12 protein-coding genes are annotated in these 14,826 nt (G+C 70.8%); all 12 read right to left on the minus strand.

The window, feature by feature from the left end; all coding sequences use genetic code 11:
• Positions 1-17 precede the first annotated feature (17 nt).
• The 12 genes from OIE49_RS10645 to OIE49_RS10700 all read right to left on the minus strand — a co-directional run bounded on the left by OIE49_RS10645 (position 18) and on the right by OIE49_RS10700 (position 14,702).
• Positions 18-659 (minus strand): cell division protein SepF, encoded by a 642-nt coding sequence (locus OIE49_RS10645; RefSeq protein ID WP_100569620.1) that lies wholly within the window; start codon positions 657-659, stop codon positions 18-20.
• A 127-nt stretch (positions 660-786) separates the two neighbouring features.
• Positions 787-1,506, minus strand: a complete 720-nt coding sequence (locus tag OIE49_RS10650; protein ID WP_100569621.1) for a YggS family pyridoxal phosphate-dependent enzyme — start codon at positions 1,504-1,506, stop codon at positions 787-789.
• A gap of 6 nt (positions 1,507-1,512) precedes the next feature.
• Complete coding sequence (gene pgeF / locus OIE49_RS10655) at positions 1,513-2,241, minus strand: peptidoglycan editing factor PgeF (protein ID WP_100569622.1); 729 nt, start codon at positions 2,239-2,241, stop codon at positions 1,513-1,515.
• The gene (gene ftsZ / locus OIE49_RS10660; protein WP_326802113.1) at positions 2,238-3,449 is read right to left on the minus strand and encodes a cell division protein FtsZ; all 1,212 of its coding nucleotides are present in this window, start codon (positions 3,447-3,449) and stop codon (positions 2,238-2,240) included. The genes pgeF and ftsZ overlap by 4 nt, the downstream gene beginning before the upstream one ends.
• Before the next feature lie 278 nt (positions 3,450-3,727).
• Positions 3,728-4,525, minus strand: a complete 798-nt coding sequence (locus tag OIE49_RS10665) for a cell division protein FtsQ/DivIB (protein WP_326802114.1) — start codon at positions 4,523-4,525, stop codon at positions 3,728-3,730.
• A gap of 28 nt (positions 4,526-4,553) precedes the next feature.
• Entirely contained in the window at positions 4,554-5,642 is a 1,089-nt protein-coding gene (gene murG, locus OIE49_RS10670; protein WP_100569625.1) for an undecaprenyldiphospho-muramoylpentapeptide beta-N-acetylglucosaminyltransferase, read from the minus strand.
• Between the two features lie 6 nt (positions 5,643-5,648).
• Complete coding sequence (gene ftsW / locus OIE49_RS10675) at positions 5,649-7,034, minus strand: putative lipid II flippase FtsW (protein WP_326802115.1); 1,386 nt, start codon at positions 7,032-7,034, stop codon at positions 5,649-5,651.
• 96 nt (positions 7,035-7,130) lie between these two features.
• A complete protein-coding gene (murD, locus tag OIE49_RS10680) occupies positions 7,131-8,558 on the minus strand; it encodes a UDP-N-acetylmuramoyl-L-alanine--D-glutamate ligase (RefSeq protein WP_100569627.1) in 1,428 nt (475 codons plus the stop codon).
• Positions 8,540-9,610, minus strand: coding sequence for a phospho-N-acetylmuramoyl-pentapeptide-transferase (gene mraY, locus OIE49_RS10685; protein WP_100569646.1), 1,071 nt, complete (start codon positions 9,608-9,610; stop codon positions 8,540-8,542). Before mraY ends, murD begins: the two co-directional genes overlap by 19 nt.
• The gene (locus OIE49_RS10690) at positions 9,610-11,025 is read right to left on the minus strand and encodes a UDP-N-acetylmuramoyl-tripeptide--D-alanyl-D-alanine ligase (protein WP_326802116.1); all 1,416 of its coding nucleotides are present in this window, start codon (positions 11,023-11,025) and stop codon (positions 9,610-9,612) included. The genes mraY and OIE49_RS10690 overlap by 1 nt, the downstream gene beginning before the upstream one ends.
• A gap of 4 nt (positions 11,026-11,029) precedes the next feature.
• The gene (locus OIE49_RS10695; RefSeq protein WP_326802117.1) at positions 11,030-12,550 is read right to left on the minus strand and encodes a UDP-N-acetylmuramoyl-L-alanyl-D-glutamate--2,6-diaminopimelate ligase; all 1,521 of its coding nucleotides are present in this window, start codon (positions 12,548-12,550) and stop codon (positions 11,030-11,032) included.
• 196 nt (positions 12,551-12,746) lie between these two features.
• Entirely contained in the window at positions 12,747-14,702 is a 1,956-nt protein-coding gene (locus tag OIE49_RS10700; protein WP_326802118.1) for a peptidoglycan D,D-transpeptidase FtsI family protein, read from the minus strand.
• Between the last annotated feature and the right edge of the window lie 124 nt (positions 14,703-14,826).

The raw sequence follows: 14,826 nt of genomic DNA on the forward strand, positions 1-14,826 counted from the left end.
TTCTACGGTGGTGCGTCTCAGCTCTGGTTGAAGAACCCGCCCTCTGCGATGCGGGCCTTGTCCTCCGCCGTGACATCGACGTTAGCAGGCGACAACAGGAACACCTTCTGCGTCACCCGCTCGATACTGCCGTGAAGACCAAACACCAAACCGGCGGCAAAGTCGACAAGTCGCTTCGCGTCTGTGTCATCCATCTCAGTCAGATTCATGATCACCGGGGTGCCCTCACGGAAGTGTTCCCCGATGGTACGGGCCTCGTTGTAGGTCCGGGGGTGAAGTGTGGTGATCCGGTACGGCTCTCGTTCCGACACGACCTTGGGCATGATCACCGGTGCGTTCTTCTCCAGGCTTGCGCGGTCTTGTGTGATGGACGCCACGGGCGCGATGCGCGCGGGGCGCCCGGATTCCGCCGGGAGCGAAGCGGAATGCGACACCGGTTCGCGGGGCGCCGGAGGCTGCGCCACTCGCACCGGTTCATCCCTTTGGGGCTGATGTGCACCATGCGGCTGGTGCGGCGGATCGTGCCGTCGGCGGTCCCGCTCGGGTTCCGGGTCCAGCTCGGGTTCGAAGTCGTCATCGGGGTCGAATCCCCGGCCGTCGTACCCATCGTCCTCCACGAGGCCGAGGTAGACCGCCATCTTGCGCATCGCGCCGGCCATGCTCTGAGTCCTCCGCTCTGTGGTGGATCCGCTGACGACCGCCAAGTGCCCGCGATCCACGAGGTCGTTGCGCCCCGTTGGGCGATATTGACCATATTTTCTGCTGTGGTCCGACTTCTTGGCGACGTTACCCGAGCCTGGGGCGGACTCCGAGTACCGCGCTGCCGACGCGCACATGTGTCGCCCCGGCGGCCACGGCCTGTTCGAGGTCCCCGCTCATCCCTGCCGAGACCATGGTGGCAGCCGGATGGGCAGCGCGCAGGTCGGTCGACAAATCCATGAGGCGCTCGAACGCGGCCTGTTGCCGGCCGGCGTACTCCCCGGTCAGCGGGGCGACGGTCATCAGCCCGTCGAGGCGCAACCCCTCGGAGCGGGCGACGAGGTCGGCCAACTCTTCGATTCCACCGGGCCCCACACCCCCTCGCTCGCCGCGTCCGCTCTCCCCCGCGTCGAGTGCCACCTGGATGAGGCAGCCGAGCTCGCGCTCCGCCCGCACGGCCTCCCTGGAGAGCGCGGTGACGAGCCGGGAGCGGTCGAGGGACTGGACGACATCGGCGTAACCGACCACGGATCGCACTTTATTGGTCTGAAGTTGACCAACAAAATGCCACGTCAGGGGCAAGTCAGCGCACTCGGCGGCCTTGGGCGCCGCCTCCTGGTCCCGGTTCTCGGCGGTGTGGCGCACGCCGAGTTCCGACAGGATCCGCACATCCGATGCCGGGTACGTCTTGGTGACCACGATGAGGGTCACTTCCTCCCGTGCCCGGCCCGCGGCCGCGCACGCGGCGGCGATACGCCGCTCCACCTTCGCCAGGTTCGCGGCGAGTTCGTTCCTACGGTCCGTCATGCCCCATCAGTCCAGCCAGACATAGCCCGCGAGCCGACCGGTGGTGCGGTCGCGGCGGTACGAGAAGTGATCGCCCGACTCCCGCGTGCACACCGGCGACTGCTCCCGGTCGTGCACCCCGAGGCGCTCGAGCTGCGCGTGCACGCCGGCGCTCACGTCGACGGCCGGCGTGCCCCAACTGGTCTCGGCGTACGCCGCCGGTTCGATCGCGGCCACCTCGGCGCGCAGGTCCTCCGGCACCTCGTAGCACCGGCCGCACACGGCGGGTCCGGTGCGGGCGGTGATGCGGTCCGGCCGGGCGCCGAGCGACTCCATCGCGTCGACCGCGGCCGGGACGACCCCCTTGATCATGCCGGGCCGCCCGGCGTGGACGGCGGCGGCCACACCGGCCACCGGGTCGGCCAGCAGCACCGGAACGCAGTCGGCGGTGAGCACGGCGAGGGCGAGCCCGCGGGTCGCGGTCACCAGTCCGTCGACCGGCGGGGTGAGACGCGTGGTCCACGGCCCGTCGACCTCGGCGATGTCGTTGCCGTGCACCTGGTTCATCCAGACCACCCGGTCCGGGTCGAGTCCGAGCGAGGTGGCGGCCAGGCCGCGATTGGTGCGTACCGCGCCGGGATCGTCGCCGACCGCGCCGCCGAGATTGAGCTCCTCGTACGGAACGGCGCTCACCCCGCCCCACCGGTCGGTGAAGGCGAAGTGCGCGCCGCTCACGGTGTCGCGCCCACCTATCACTTGAGGAAGTCCGGTACGTCCAGCTCCTCGGCCGCGCTGTCGGAGTAGCTGCGCGGCGACGGCGTGACGGGCGGGGTCACCGGCGGAAGGTCCTGCACCGGCTCGGGGGCGACGGGCTCCGGCTCCTCCTTCGGCGTCACGCTGCCGAGCGAGCCGAAGGTCGGGCGGCTCTCGGGCTGCCGCACCGGGGTGGGCTCCTCGCGGCGGGCCGGGGGCGGGGCGGAGGCCGAACCGAGGACGTTGTCCCGGCGGGCCGGAGGCTGGCCGCCGTCGAAGCCGGCCGCGATCACGGTGACCCGGACCTCGTCGCCGAGGGCGTCGTCGATGACCGCGCCGAAGATGATGTTGGCCTCGGGGTGCGCCGCCTCGCTGACGAGCTGGGCGGCCTCGTTGATCTCGAACAGACCGAGGTCGCTGCCGCCGGAGATGGACAGGAGCACGCCCCGGGCGCCGTCGATGGAGGCCTCGAGGAGGGGAGAGGAGATCGCCATCTCGGCCGCGGCCACCGCGCGGTCGTCGCCGCGGGCCGAGCCGATGCCCATGAGCGCCGAGCCGGCCTCGGACATGACGGACTTGACGTCGGCGAAGTCGAGGTTGATCAGGCCGGGGGTGGTGATCAGGTCGGTGATGCCCTGCACACCGGACAGCAGCACCTGGTCCGCGGACTTGAACGCGTCGAGCACGCTGACCTGGCGGTCCGAGATGGACAGCAGCCGGTCGTTGGGGATGACGATGAGGGTGTCGACCTCTTCGCGGAGCTCGGCGATGCCGTCCTCGGCCTGGTTCGCGCGGCGCCGCCCCTCGAAGGTGAACGGACGCGTGACCACGCCGATGGTGAGGGCGCCCAGCGAACGCGCGATGTTGGCCACGACGGGCGCGCCGCCGGTACCGGTGCCGCCGCCCTCACCGGCCGTCACGAAGACCATGTCGGCCCCCTTGAGGACCTCCTCGATCTCCTCACGGTGGTCCTCGGCGGCCTTGCGGCCGACGGCCGGGTTGGCCCCGGCGCCGAGTCCGCGCGTGAGTTCGCGGCCGACATCGAGCTTGACGTCGGCGTCGCTCATCAACAGCGCCTGCGCGTCGGTGTTGATGGCGATGAACTCGACGCCCTTGAGACCGACCTCGATCATCCGGTTGATGGCATTGACACCACCGCCGCCGACACCGATGACTTTGATGACTGCGAGGTAGTTCTGCGGTGCTGCCACGTCGAAGGCCTCTCGCCTCGAGTTACGTGTCGCCGCCTCGCGGTCCTGCCGCGATCCGACGACTGATGCCGAATGGGACGGTCCGAACGCCGACCCGAACCCTAACCCTGAAGTTTAGGGTTACCAGTGTGTCTGTTCCTTGAAGTCTTCGGAACAGGACACTAAGTCGACAAGTGGCGCCCGTTCAACGAACACGCCGAACCTCCCGTTTTTCTTTTCACCCTATGTGATCAGCCATAGCGCCGCCCAACCAGGGTGTTGGCCTGCGCAGATGTGCGTCAACTCCCGGATGACGCCGGGGCGGTGGGAACCCTGACGTCGAAGTGCCGTGCCCCGGGGGACGCTTTCATCAGCGCGGCCAGCGTGCGGGCCTTCAGCCGGCCGTTCTCGCTGCTGCCCCAGGCGACGGTCCGGCCGCCGCTCAACTCCAGTGAGATGTCGTCGTAGGTACGGACCTTGACGACCCGGGTCTCATGGGCGACCGCGGCGGGAATCCGTCCGGCGACCGCGACCGCCTCGCGCACCAGCCGGGCCTCGCCGAAGCGGCGCAGGCTCGCGGCTGCCGCGCTGGAGCGGGAAAGCGACAATTCCAGCAGGGGCACGCCTTTCGGCACCTGTGAAACCGTGGCGAACCGGACACCCTTCGCGTCCACTTCGACGAACTTCCCGCCCTTTTCCTCCACCATGACCGGAGTGCGCTCGACCACTTTCAACCCGATTCCGTGGGGCCATGAGCGCACCACGTCGACCGAGTCGATTCGGGGCAATTCACGACGCAGCCGGGCCTCCACCGCATCGGTGTCGACGGAAATCAACTGCGTTCCGAGCCGCACTCCGGCGGCGGCCCGCACCTGAGCGGGTGTCAGGACCGTGACACCGGAGACGGATACGTGCTCCACCCGCGTCCACCGCGAGCCGTACAGCACCCACAGGGAGCCGGCACAGAGGCAGACCAGGGCCAGCGAAAGGACGATGATCGTACGAGGGCGCAGCCGTCTCAGCCGGCGGACCAGAGGCGGGCCGGACGACGACTCCTGCTGGCGTTCACCGCGCTCCGCGGTCGTCGCTCCGGCCACGCTCTCAAGCCCTTCCGTGCATACGGTCCTAACGGTGCGAGGCGATGGCCTCGTACACCATGCCGACGAGCAGCTCGTCGGCGTCCCGGCGGCCGAACTCCCCGGCGGCGCGGGACATCTGGTACAGCCGGTGCGGATCGGCGAGCACGGGCAGGACGTTCTGCTGCAGCCACTCGGGGGTGAGTTCCGCGTCGTCGACCAGCAGTCCGCCGCCGGCCTTGACCACCGGCTGGGCGTTCAGCCGCTGTTCACCGTTGCCGATGGGCAGCGGGACGTAGGCGGCCGGGAGCCCGACGGCGGAGAGTTCGGCGACGGTCATCGCGCCGGCGCGGCAGAGCATCATGTCGGCCGCGGCGTACGCGAGGTCCATGCGATCAAGGTAACTTACCGGGATGTAGGGCGGCATTCCCGGCATCTGCTGCACCTGCGGCAGGTCGTTCTTCGGGCCGACCGCGTGCAGGATCTGGATGCCGGCCTGCTGGAGCCAGGGCGCGACCTGCTGGACCACCTCGTTGAGGCGGCGGGCGCCCTGTGAGCCGCCGGAGACCAGCAGGGTGGGCAGGTTCGGGTCGAGCCCGAACGCCGCGCGGGCCTCGGGGCGCATGGCCGCCCGGTCCAGGGTCGCGATGGCGCGGCGCAGCGGGATGCCGATGTAGCGGGCACCGCGCAGCTTGCTGTCGGGCGTGGAGACGGCGACCTGGGCGGCGTACCGCGAACCGATCTTGTTGGCCAGGCCCGGCCGGGCGTTGGCCTCATGGATGACGATGGGCACACCGAGCCGCTTGGCGGCCAGGTAGCCGGGCAGGGCGACGTAGCCGCCGAATCCGACCACGGCGTCCGCCTTGGTGCGCTCCATGATCTGCTCGGCCGCCTTGATCGTGCCGCGCAGCCGTCCCGGAACGGTGATCAGCTCCGGGGTGGGTTTGCGTGGCAGCGGCACCGCCGGGATGAGCGCGAGCTCGTAGCCCCGCTCGGGTACGAGCCGGGTCTCCAGGCCGCGCTCCGTGCCCAGGGCCGTGATCCCCACGGTCGGGTCCTGCCTGCGCAGGGCGTCCGCGAGGGCGAGCGCGGGCTCGATGTGGCCCGCGGTACCTCCGCCGGCGAGTACGACATGCACCGAAATTCACCGCTCTCCGGACGAACGCGCCGCCGAGGCGCGCCGTCGCATCGTGTTCCATCTCCGAGGCTCGCGACCGGATCCACGGTCGGATCTCCGGCCGGGCGCGGAGCCTCCTGCCCGCTTTCTACCAAAGCGAGGTTGCCGCATGGCAAGCGCCGCCCGCGCAGCGGGCTCGTCACGCGCGAAGGCGATCAGCAGCCCGATGGCGAACATGGTCGGCAGCAGGGCGGATCCTCCGTAGGAGAACAGCGGGAGCGGGACGCCGGCGATCGGCAGCAGACCGAGCACCGCACCGATGTTGATCACCGCCTGCACGGTGATCCAGGTGGTCACGCCTCCCGCGGCATACCTCACGAAGGGGTCCTCCGTGCGTCCGGCCACGCGGATGCCCGCATAGCCTAGAGCGGCGAACAGGGCGAGCACCGACAGCGTCCCCGCGAGACCCAGTTCCTCGCCGGTGACGGCGAAGATGAAGTCGGTGTGGGCTTCGGGGAGTTGGCCCCATTTCTCCACACTGGCACCGAGTCCGGAACCGAACAGCCCGCCGGAGGCCAGGGCGTAGATGCCGTGCACCGCCTGCCAGCACTTGGTCGCGTCGCTCGAGCCGACGCAGGCGAACCGGCCGAGGCGGTTGGCGCTCGTCTGGATCAGCAGGAAGCCGATCACCCCGGCGAACGACAGCACCCCCACGAAGAGCCGGGTGGGCGCCCCCGCCAGCCACAGCAGGCCGAACAGGATCGCGGTGAGGATGATCGCGGTGCCCATGTCGCCGCCGAGCATGATCAGCCCGAGCAGCATGAAGGCGACCGGGACGAGCGGCACCAGCATGTGCTTCCACTGGGTCAGCAGCCGCTTGTCCTGTTTGCGCGCGATGAGGTCGGCGCCCCACAGCACCAGCGCCAGCTTGCCGATCTCGCTGGGCTGGATCTGGAAGGAGCCGCCCAGCGCGATCCAGTTCTGGTTGCCGTTGACCGCCACCCCTATCCCCGGCACCTGCACCAGCGCCATCAGGACCACCGCGCCCGCCAGGATCGGGTAGGCCAGCGCCCGGTGCAGCCTGACCGGCATCCGGGCGGCGAGCAGCAGCAGCCCGGCGCCGATCGCGGCCGCGAGGAGCTGTTTGCGGAAGAAGTACGAGCCCGGCAGCGCCTTCTGCAGCGCGGTGATCTGGGAGGCCGAGTAGACCATCACCAGACCCAGCACGGTGAGCAGCAGGCTGCCGCCGAGGATCAGGTAGTAGGCGGTCAGCGGCCGGTCCCAGGCCCGGCGCGCGCGGACGACCAGGCTCGCCACGGAGCGCCCGCCCGGGGGCCGGCCGGGCGCCGGCCGCCGGACGGCCCGCTGCACGGGCGGGCGGCCGGTACGGCTGCTGCCGGGGCTACCGGGCATCGGGTCCTCCGCTGTACGTCGGCCGCGCGAGTACGGCTCGGCTCACGGGTCCCACGCCTCCCTCCCGAGGTCGCCCGGCAGCGGGGGCGGCCGGGATCAGGCGCCGAGTCCGGATACGGCCTCCGCGAACGCCTCGCCGCGCCTGTTGTAGTTGGCGAACATGTCCATGGAGGCGCAGGCCGGGGCCAGCAGTACCGTGTCGCCGGGCCGTGCGAGCCGCCGCGCCTCCTGGACGGCCTGGAGCATCGCCCCAGTGTCGGTCCGGTCGAGGTCGACGACGGGTACCTCCGGGGCGTGTCGCGCGAGGGCCTCACGGATGAGCGCGCGATCGGCTCCGATGAGGACGACGCCGCGCAGCCGCTTCGCCGAGTTCGCGACGAGCTCGTCGAAGGTCGCGCCCTTCGCCAGACCGCCCGCGATCCACACGATCGACTCGTAGGCCGCCAACGAGGCCTGCGCCGCGTGGGTGTTGGTGGCCTTGGAGTCGTCGACGTAGGCCACGCCGTCCACGTCGGCCACGTGCGCGATGCGGTGGGCGTCCGGAGTGAAGGCCCGCAGGCCGTCCCGGACGGCCTGCGCCGGGACGCCGAAGGCGCGTGCCAGGGCCGCCGCGGCGAGGGCGTTGGCGATGTTGTGCGGGGCGGGCGGAACGACGTCGGAGACCTCGGCGAGCTCCTGGGCGTTCTTCTGCCGGTTCTCGACGAAGGCGCGGTCGACGAGGATGCCGTCCACGACGCCGAGTTGGGAGGGGCCTGGCGTGCCGAGCGTGAACCCGACGGCTCGGCAGCCCTCCTCGACGTCCGCCTCGCGCACCAGGTCCTCGGTCGCCCTGTCGGCCACGTTGTAGACGCAGGCGACGCGATTGCCCTCGTAGATACGGCCCTTGTCGGCCGCGTAGGCCTCCATGGAGCCGTGCCAGTCGAGGTGGTCGGGGGCGAGGTTGAGGACGGCGGCGGAGTGGGCGCGCAGCGAGGGCGCCCAGTGGAGCTGGTAGCTCGACAGCTCCACCGCGAGGACGTCATAGGGCTCGTCGCCGAGCACGGCGTCCAGCAGGGAGACGCCGATGTTGCCGACGGCCGCCGTGCGCAGGCCCGCCGCCTTCAGGATGGAGGCGAGCATCTGCACGGTGGTGGTCTTGCCGTTGGTGCCGGTCACGGCGAGCCATGGGGCTGCTTTTCTGCCGTCCCGGCCGCGCAGCCGCCAGGCGAGTTCGACGTCCCCCCAGACGGGTACGCCGGCCTGCCCGGCGGCGCGGAAGAGCGGCTTGTCCGGCCGCCAGCCGGGCGCGGTGACGATCAGCTCGGTGCCCTTGGGCAGGGTGTCCCCGTCACCGAGGCGCACGGTGACCCCGAGGGCCTCCAGCTCGGCCGCCTGGGCCCGGGCGCGCTCGTCGTCGCCGTCGTTGACGACGGTGACGTGCGCGCCGAGGCCGTGCAGGACCCTGGCCGCCGGGACACCGGACACTCCGAGTCCCGCGACGGTGACGTTCTTTCCCTGCCAGTCGGTCACTTGTCCGCTGCCCATCCCGCGTAGAAGAGGCCCAGTCCGACAATCACACAGATGCCCTGGATGATCCAGAAACGGACCACGATGAGCACTTCGGACCAGCCCTTGAGTTCGAAGTGGTGCTGGAGCGGCGCCATCCGGAAGACACGCTTTCCGGTGAGCCGGAAGGAGCCGACCTGGATCACCACCGACATGGTGATCAGCACGAACAGGCCGCCCAGCAGCGCGAGCAGCAGCTCGGTGCGGGAGCAGATCGCCAGGCCCGCGAGCACACCGCCGAGCGCGAGCGAACCGGTGTCGCCCATGAAGACCTTGGCGGGCGAGGTGTTCCACCACAGGAAGCCCAGGCAGGCGCCCATGAGCGCGGAGGAGACGACCGCGAGGTCGAGCGGGTCACGCACCTCGTAGCAGGCGTTGGGGTTGGTCAGGGTCATCGCGTTGGCGCAGGACTCCTGGAACTGCCAGACGCCGATGAAGGTGTAGGCGCCGAAGACCAGGACGGAGGCGCCGGTGGCGAGACCGTCCAGACCATCGGTGAGGTTCACGCCGTTCGACATCGCGAGAATCATGAACAGCGCCCAGATCACGAACAGCACGGGGCCGATCGTCCAGCCGAAGTCGGTGATGAACGACAGCTTCGTGGAGGCTGGGGTGTTGCCGCGGTTGTCGGAGAACTGCAGCGCGAGCACCGCGAAGGCGATGCCGACGGTCAGCTGGCCGGCCATCTTCGCCTTGGCGCGCAGGCCCAGCGAACGGCGCTTGACGATCTTGATGTAGTCGTCGAGGAAGCCGACCAGGCCCATGCCGACCATCAGGCCGAGCACCAGCAGACCCGAGTAGGTCGGGGTGTAGCCGGTGATCACCTTGGACAGGAAGTAGGCGGCGACCGTGGCCAGGATGAAGGCGATACCACCCATGGTCGGCGTACCGCGCTTGCTGGCGTGCTCACGCGGGCCGTCGTCGCGGATGTACTGGCCGTAGCCCTTGCGGGCCAGGAGCTTGATCAGCAGCGGGGTGCCGACCAGCGTCAGGAAGAGGCCAATGACTCCCGCGAACAGGATCTGCTTCATCATCGGGCTGCGACCTCACCCTCGGCACCGTTCTCGAGCAGCGCCTGGGCGACACTCTCGAGGCCGACCGAACGGGACGCCTTCACGAGAACGACGTCCCCCGGGCGCAACTCGCTGCGCAACAGGTCGATCGCCGCCTGTGCGTCGGACACGTGCACCGACTCCTCACCCCACGAACCCTCGTTATATGCGCCCAGTTGCAGCCAGGACGCTTCCCTGCCCCCGACCGCGACGAGCTTGCTGACGTTGAGCCGGACGGCCAGCCGTCCGACCGCGTCGTGCTCGGCGAGCGCCTCGTCCCCGAGCTCGGCCATCTTGCCGAGCACCGCCCAGGTCCGCCGTCCCGCGCCCATGGCCGCGAGCGCGCGCAGAGCGGCTCGCATGGACTCGGGGTTGGCGTTGTAGGCGTCGTTGACGACCGTCACGCCGTCCGGGCGCTCGGTGACCTCCATCCGCCAGCGGGAGAGGGAGCCCGCCTCGGAGAGCGCGGTCGCGATCTCAGTTGCGGACATGCCCAGCTCATGGGCGACGGCGGCCGCGGCGAGCGCGTTCGACACGTGATGCTCACCGTACAGGCGCATCGTCACATCGCTTGCACCGGAGGGTGTGTGAAGCCTGAAGGCGGGCTGTCCGCTGTCCGTGAGTCTCACGTTCTCTGCGCGTACGTCCGCTTCGCCGGACTCTCCGAAAAGGATCACCTTCGCCTTCGTACGGGAGGCCATGGCCCGTACCAACGGGTCGTCGGCGTTCAGGATCGCGGTTCCGCCGTCCTCGGCCGCGGGCAGGCTCTCCACCAACTCGCCCTTCGCCTGGGCGATCTGCTCACGGCCGCCGAACTCGCCGATGTGGGCGGTGCCGACGTTGAGCACCAGGCCGACCCTCGGCGGGGTCAGCCCGGTCAGGTAGCGGATGTGGCCGATGCCGCGGGCGCCCATCTCCAGCACGAGGAACCTCGTCTCCTCGGTGGCGCTCAGCGCGGTCAGCGGCAGCCCGATCTCGTTGTTGAGGGAGCCGGGCGTGAACACGGTCGGCGCCTTGCGCCGCAGCACCTGCGCGACGAGGTCCTTGGTGCTCGTCTTGCCCGCGGAGCCGGTGAGGGCGACGAGGGTCGCGCCCAGCCGTTCGACGACGTGGCGGGCGAGGGCGCCGAGGGCGGCCTGCACGTCCTCGACGACGATCGCGGGCACGCCGACGGGGCGGGACGCCAGCACGGCGGCCGCGCCCGCCTCGACGACGGCCGCGGCGAAGTCGTGGCCGTCCACGCGCTCGCCGACGAAGGCGACGAAGAGGCTGCCGGGCACCACCTCGCGGGAGTCGCGGACCACCGGCCCGGTGACCTCCGCGGACGGATCCGGTATGTCGTACGTCTTCCCGCCGACGGCTGCTGCGATCTCGGCGAGGGAGAGGGCGATCACAAGTTCATCCCTGGGTCTTCTGGATAGCTTCGCGAAGCACCTGGCGGTCGTCGAAGGGACGGACCACTCCGGCGATGTCCTGGCCCTGTTCATGGCCCTTGCCCGCGACCAGCACGGTGTCCCCGGGCTGCGCGCGGTCGACGGCGGCGGCGATCGCGGCGGCCCGCTCCTCGAAGAGGAGGACCTCGCCGCGCTCGTGCGCGGGCACCGAGGCCGCGCCCTCGAGCATGGTGGCGAGGATCGCCAGGGGATCCTCGGAGCGGGGGTTGTCGGAGGTCAGCACGACGATGTCGGCGAGCCGGGCCGCGGCGGCGCCCATCGGCGCGCGTTTGGTCTGGTCGCGGTCCCCGCCGCAGCCGAGCACGATGTGCAGCCGTCCCTTGGTGACCTTGCGCAGCGCCTTGAGGACAGACTCCACGGCGTCCGTCTTGTGCGCGTAGTCGACGACCGCGAGGTACGGCTGGCCGACGTCGACGCGCTCCAGACGGCCCGGTACGCCCGGAACGGCTGCGATGCCGTCGGCGGCGGACTGCGCATCGAGGCCCGCGGCGGCCAGGGCGACCACGGCGGCCAGCGTGTTGGCGACGTTGAACGGGCCCGGCAGCGGCGATCTGGCGGCGATCCGCCGGCCCTCGGGACCGACCACGGTGAAGGCGGAGTCGACCGGGCCGATCTGGACGTCCTCGGCGCGCCAGTCGGCGTCGGGGTGGCCCTCGGCGGAGTAGGTGACGACCGGGACCGTGGCCTCCCTGATCAGCCGGCGCCCGTACTCGTCGTCGATGTTGACCACGCCGAGCCTGCTGCGCTCCGGCGTGAACAGCTGCGCCTTGGCCTGGAAGTAGTCCTCCATGCCGGAGTGGAACTCCATGTGCTCCGGGCTGAGGTTGGTGAAGACAGCGATGTCGAAGACGCAGCCGTCGACGCGGCCGAGCACCAGGGCGTGGCTGGAGACCTCCATGGCGACCGCCTCGACCCCGCGCTCACGCATCACCGCGAACAGGGCCTGGAGGTCGGTGGCCTCGGGGGTGGTGCGCTCGGACTTGATGCGCTCGTCACCGATGCGCATCTCGACGGTGCCGATCAGTCCGGTGGACTTCACGGTCCGCAGGCCGCCCTCGACGAGGTAGGCGGTGGTGGTCTTGCCGGAGGTGCCGGTGATGCCGATCTGGAGCAGGTCGCGCCCTGGCCGGCCGTAGATCGTGGCCGCCAGCTCGCCCATCCGCCCGCGTGGGTCGTCCACGGCCAGGACCGGCAGGCCGGTGGCGGCGGCGCGCTCGACGCCGGACGGGTCGGTGAGCACGGCGACCGCGCCCAGGCTCGCCGCCTGGGTGACGAAGTCGGCGCCGTGGGTGCGGGCGCCGGGCAGGGCCGCGTACAGGTCGCCGGGGCGCACGGCGCGCGAGTCGTGGGTGATGCCCATGACCTCGGCGGCGCCGTCCGGAGCGGTGACCCCCAGCTGATCGGCGAGCTCCGCGAGGGGGGCGGCGGAGACCCGAGCCGGTCGCGGCGGTCCCGGATATGTCACGGAAGCGCCCTTCTGGGTGGTTTGGGACTGATCAGCGTGTGGCACGGCGGTGAGCGTACCGGGCGTACCCGCCGTCGGGCTAAAAAGGGGATCGCGCGCAGCCCCGTCCGGAGCGGACGAGGGCCGGGGCGACGGGCGTTTCCCGGGGCCGGGAGTGATCGTTGTCACGGGCTGGTTCCTGGTCGTTCTGTTCCGGTCACGGCTTGAAGTCGACGGGCAGGTTCGCGGCCTGCGCGCCGGTCGGCGGCACCTGGAGCGTCTTCAGCGCGAACTCCATGACCTCCTTGTAGATCGGGCCGCAGATCTGGCCGCCGAAGTAGCTGCCCTTGGTGGCGTTCTGGATCGCGCAGTAGACAGTGACGCGCGGGTTGTCGGCGGGCGCGAACCCGGCGAAGGAGGAGGTGTAGCCGTGGTATCTGCCGGTGTCCGGATCCACGCGGTTGGCCGTGCCGGTCTTGCCCGCCACCCGGTAGCCGGGGATGCGCGCCTTGACGCCGGTGCCCTGCTCGTCGTCCACCACGGACTCCAGCATCTGCGCGAGCGTCTTCGCCGTCCTGGCGCTCACGACCCGTGTGCTCTCCGGCTTGGCGGCCGGCGTGAAGCGGCCGTCGGCGCCCTTGGTCCCGCGCACCAGCGTCGGCTGCACCCGCACTCCGCCGTTGGCGATCGTGGAGTAGACGGAGGCCGCCTGTACGGCGTTGATGGCGAAGCCCTGGCCGAACGGGATCGTGAACTGCTGCGACGTGGACCACTTGTCGGGCGGAGCGAGGATGCCCCTGGTCTCGCCGGGGAAGCCGAGTCCGGTCGGCTCGCCGATGCCGAACTTGCGCAGATAGGAGTAGAGGACCTTGTTGGCCTCCGGCTGCGTCCCGCCGAGCTGGCCGGTGGCCAGGATGGTGCCGATGTTGCTGGACTTGGCGAGCACTCCGTTCAGGGTGAGGTACCAGGTGGCGTGGTCGACGTCGTCCTGGAAGAGACGGTCGCCGCGGTGCAGCCGGTTGGGCACGACGACGTGGGTGAGCGGAGTCGCCGCGTTCTCCTCCAGTACGGCGGCCATGGACATGACCTTGGCGGTGGAGCCGGGCTCGTAGGCGTCCTGGAGGGCGGCGTTGCCCAGCGCGGACGGGTTGGCGTGGGCCAGGTCGCCCGGGTCGAAGCCCGGGGAGTTGGCCATGGCAAGGATCTCGCCGGTGCGGGTGTCCTGGACGATGACGTAGCCGCGGTCCGCCCCGGACTTCGCCACCTGCTCGGCGATGGCGTTCTGGGCGGCCCACTGGATGTCGCGGTCGATGGTGAGCTCGGTGTCGGAGCCGGGCACCGCGCGGGTCTCGGTGGAGCCCGCGGTGGGCACCTCGCGGCCGCCGGACTGGGCGTAGCGGATCTTGCCGGGCTTGCCGGCCAGCTGCTCGTTCAGCTGCTGCTCCACACCGCCGCCGCCCTTGCCCTCGGCGTTGACCCAGCCCAGTATCCCGGCGGCGAGGTCGCCGTTGGGATAGACCCGCTTGCTGCTGGGGTCGGAGAAGACGCCGGCGAGCACGTTGACGGTGGCCTTGTCCTTCTGGGCCTTCTTCACTAGGGCCGTCTTCAGGTCCTTGATCTGCTTCCAGACCTGCGGGGTCTCGCGGCGGGCGAGCAGGACGTAGCGGGTGTTCGGCGTGCGGAGCCTGGCGGCGAGGGCCGCCTGGTCCTGGCCGAGGATCGGGGCGAGCAGCGCGGCCGCCTGCTCGGGGCCGTCGCCGATGCCGAGCTGGGCGCGGGTGAACATGGTGGGGTCGGCGGTGATGTCGTCGGCGTCCACGCTGGTCGCCAGGTCGACGCCGTTGCGGTCGGTGATGCGGCCCCGCTCGGCGGCCAGGGTGTGCACCACGTACCGGTTCTCCTCGGCCTTGGCGGCGTACGCGCTCGCGTCGAAGGCCTGCACCTGCAGCAGCCGTACGGCGAAGACGAGCAGCACCAGGGTCAGCGCCAGAGTGACCAGGCGCAACCGCGGGCGGGGGCTGCCGAGCCGGATGCGCGCGGCCTGGGGGCGGGCCGGGGCCGGACGGCGGGCCGGCCGGGCACCGGGGCCGGGGCCGGGGCGCTGCCGGGCGGCCGGCCGCGCCGGCCCGGCGGGTCCGGGCACCCGGCGACGCGGCGGTTCCCTGTCGGACACTTCCGTCACCTGCCGAGAGTCGAAATCGAAACGAACCGGAACACAACGGCGCCCACCGGACGCCGCGACGACTTCCTCCAGGCCACGTCCGTCGAGACGTGAGCGGGCCGGGCCGCACCCCGGA

This window comes from Streptomyces sp. NBC_01788 (assembly GCF_035917575.1).
Classification (GTDB): domain Bacteria; phylum Actinomycetota; class Actinomycetes; order Streptomycetales; family Streptomycetaceae; genus Streptomyces.

Coding starts and splice junctions, on each gene's coding strand:
- ftsW (WP_326802115.1), bottom strand. CDS start 7,034: ATGCCCGGTAGCCCCGGCAGCAGCCGTACCGGCCGCCCGCCCGTGCAG.
- mraY (WP_100569646.1), bottom strand. CDS start 9,610: ATGAAGCAGATCCTGTTCGCGGGAGTCATTGGCCTCTTCCTGACGCTG.
- OIE49_RS10650 (WP_100569621.1), bottom strand. CDS start 1,506: ATGACGGACCGTAGGAACGAACTCGCCGCGAACCTGGCGAAGGTGGAG.
- OIE49_RS10645 (WP_100569620.1), bottom strand. CDS start 659: ATGGCCGGCGCGATGCGCAAGATGGCGGTCTACCTCGGCCTCGTGGAG.
- murD (WP_100569627.1), bottom strand. CDS start 8,558: ATGGGCAGCGGACAAGTGACCGACTGGCAGGGAAAGAACGTCACCGTC.